Origin of the sequence: Vibrio sp. V03_P4A6T147 (assembly GCF_002241085.1) — a bacterium.
Taxonomy (GTDB): Bacteria; Pseudomonadota; Gammaproteobacteria; order Enterobacterales; family Vibrionaceae; genus Vibrio; species Vibrio anguillarum.
The window spans coordinates 1-2,999 of sequence record NZ_NDIO01000134.1; the positions used below are offsets into that span (position 1 = coordinate 1).

Here is a 2,999-nt window from a genome sequence, read left to right on the forward strand (position 1 = left end):
TTACTCACCTTTAGTCTTTTCTTTGTACATTTCCTCGATTTCATCTTGGTAACGATCACTAATGACTTTTCTACGCAGTTTCTGAGTCGGCGTCAGCTCACCTTTGTCCATGGAAAAAGCCTTAGGTAATAATTTAAACTTTTTCACTTGCTCAAATTTGGCTAGCTCTTTTTGCAAATCATTGACTCGTTTTTCCAGCATCTCAACCACTTGGTTGTTCTTGATAAGATCTAATCTATCATGATATTTGATGTTGAGCTCCTTGGCGTAAACCTCCAGGCTGTCATAACAAGGTACAATTAAAGCCGATACAAATTTACGTGTGTCAGCAATCACCGCAATCTGTTCAATAAAGTGATCTTTACCAATCGCTCCCTCAATAACTTGTGGCGCAATGTATTTACCACCGGAGGTTTTCATCAGCTCTTTGATACGATCAGTAATGAAGACATTACCTTGCTCATCAATATGTCCAGCATCTCCTGTTTTGAGAAAACCTTGTTCATCGAATGCTAACGCCGTTTCTTCTGCCATTTTATAGTAGCCGCGCATAACCATTGGTCCGCGAACAAGAATTTCATTGTTGTCACCGATTTTGACCTGAGCTCCTGGCATCGACATGCCTATTGAATCAGGATCAAAACACCGGTCATCCCAACAAGAAACCGTTGCTGTGGTTTCCGTCATGCCATAACCCAACTTCACGTTAATGCCAATGGCATGGAAAAATCGGCCGATGGTTTCATCTAATTTCGCGCCACCGCAAGGCATAAAATTAATCCGCCCACCAAGCAATGCACGCAATTTAGACAATACGATTTTATCCGCTAACGCGTAGCTCTTTTTCAGCATGAAGGATGGCTGGCGCTTTTCTTGATGACAAAGAGCCATCTTAGCCCCCATATTGACCGCCCAAGTAAACAACACTTTTCGATGTAACGGCGCTTTCGAGACTTTTTCGTGAATAGCGGAGAAAATTTTCTCGTAGAAGCGAGGAACGGCACACATTACCGTTGGCTTTAGTTCACTCAATGCATCACGTACTTGCATCGTATCCTGTAAATAACAGTTAGTTGCACCGCTGTAAAGAATGTAAAAAGTCCACGCCCGTTCAAACACGTGTGACAATGGTAAAAAACAGAGTGACACATCATCCTTAGAGATGTTTAACCGCTCATCATGCCCTTCAAGCTGAGCGCCAATATTACGGTAATCAAGCATCACGCCTTTAGGTTGACCTGTGGTGCCTGAGGTATAGATGAGCGTCAGCAGATCATCCATATTCGCCTGTTCAAGGCGAGACTCTAATTCCGCTTGCTGGCCATCTGTATTTTGTTCAATAAAAGTCTGCCAATGGATGCCATGTTGAAAACTTTTTAGATCAATGCCATCACTCATGGCGACAATTAATTCAAGCTGTTCGCACTCATCAAAAAAATCCAGTGCCGCATCGTATTGTGCCTGTTCACCGACCAAGAGCACTTTGACATCAGCATCTTGAATAATATAACTGGCCTGCGCTGGCGTATTAGTTGGATAAATAGGTACTGTAACGGCTCTTAACTGCAAAGTAGCCAAGTCAGCTATTGTCCACTGCGGCATGTTATTCGAAAAAATCCCGACTTTATCTTGAATTTTTATACCTTGCGTTAAAAGTGCAAGTGACATCGCATCGATACGTTGACCAAATTGCTTCCAGCTTATCCCATGCCACTCTTTCTCTATTTTGTGTTTTAGAGCAATGCACTCGCCACCTTTGACAATCTGTTCACGAATTCTTTTTACGATATGGAAATTTAAATTGGGCATCTTTTTTACCTGTAGCTTACACATGTAAGCTTTTTGAGCGCACAAGTGTACATTTAGAAGCAAAAAAGGCAACTGACGGATGTCAAAGTTATCAATTAATTCTACAGACAAAAAAGCCCTGAATGGATATAACCAATTCAAGGCTCAAAGAGGCGTATCACTAAGTTTAGATCACCGTACAAACTACCGGGTAAACGTTAGTTTAATGCAACAACTTCGCCGCAAATCATCATTAACTGATCACGCAGCCAAATATGGCCTTTGTCTTTTTCACTAGACTCATGCCAACTGAGATAACCACTGATTTGACCATTTGCAAATGGGAAATCGAGGATTTGTAACTGATCTCGGTTAGCCGCATTCTCAACCATCCAACGAGGTGCAATCGTCACCAACTCAGATTGTCCGACCACATAAAGCACGTTGCTCAAACTGGTCCCTTCATAATAAGGAACACAGTCTAATTCGCGGTATGCTTGCTCAGAAAAGCTACGTTGCCCATGGATGCGAGATAACTTCGCATGCTTTTCAGCTGTTAGGCTCTCAACGTTAACAGAGCCATTGATGCGAGGATGAGACTTAGATGCCACCACCACTAATTCATCTTGGAAAATTTCCGTACTGGAGAACCCTTGTTCATCAAAACGCGCGTAATCAATCACAAAATCGATCTCTTGGTAACGCATACGCTCGGCTAACAAACGGTTAAATTCCGCATCAAGATGAAGTTGGACCAAAGGCGCTTGTTCATGAACTGATGACATAATTTTCGGCGCGAAACGCATATCACAAGGACTGCAAATCGCTAATTTAAATAAGCGGGTTGATGTTTCAGGAGAAAACACCGAACTTGGCAGTTCATTACGGATTAATTGCAGTGCTTGACGCATCGGACCGAACAGTTGACGTGCACGTTGAGTAGGTTGAATACCTCGCCCTTGTCGCATAAACAGTTCATCATTAAACATTACCTTCAAACGCGCTACAGCATTGCTGACTGCTGGCTGAGACATACCCAAATTATGAGCGGCACGGGTAATATTTTGCTCTTGCATTACTGCATCAAAAACCGTCAGCAGGTTTAAATCTACACCACGTAATGTGCTTTCCATGCGGTAACTAGCAATAGCGCTCATTGCATCTTTTTTATCTAACATTTTTGGGACGCCTCTTGTTGTTATCGTCAATAC

At 42.5% G+C, this 2,999-nt stretch carries 2 protein-coding genes; both read right to left on the reverse strand.

What is annotated here, in order from left to right:
• Window positions 1-1,809: a long-chain fatty acid--CoA ligase gene (locus tag B9J84_RS05020; RefSeq protein ID WP_179217521.1), complete on the reverse strand. Its 1,809-nt coding sequence runs from the start codon at window positions 1,807-1,809 to the stop codon at window positions 1-3.
• 197 nt (window positions 1,810-2,006) lie between these two features.
• Complete coding sequence (leuO, locus tag B9J84_RS05025; protein ID WP_081245352.1) at window positions 2,007-2,966, reverse strand: transcriptional regulator LeuO; 960 nt, start codon at window positions 2,964-2,966, stop codon at window positions 2,007-2,009.
• Window positions 2,967-2,999: the final 33 nt, after the last annotated feature.